Annotated in this window: 1 protein-coding gene; it reads right to left on the bottom strand. The window is 46.9% G+C overall.

Annotated elements, in window-relative coordinates; all coding sequences use genetic code 11:
- Window positions 1-62 precede the first annotated feature (62 nt).
- The coding region (locus ACYQ78_RS40085) for an ADP-ribosylation factor-like protein (RefSeq protein WP_459806233.1) at window positions 63-239 on the bottom strand (177 nt) is incomplete at its 5' end.

Below are 239 nucleotides of genomic sequence, written 5' to 3' on the forward strand. Positions count from 1 at the left end.
TTGTTAGCAATGTTGTTGGAAAGCCCATCCAGTCTCTCATATAGACCTTCCCCAGAGGTAGCTCAGGTGCTCTGGATATACCTGTGTCGCTGTCGGAGAGATTGCAAGCCAAGCTTGTCGGTGATCTCAGCAGCATTCATAGCATTCGGAAGATCTTGTTTGTTGGCAAAAACAAGCAGCACTGCATCTCTTAATTCATCCTCATTAAGCATCCTGTGTAGCTCATCTCTGGCTTCGAC

This window comes from Herbidospora sp. RD11066, from assembly GCF_054661255.1.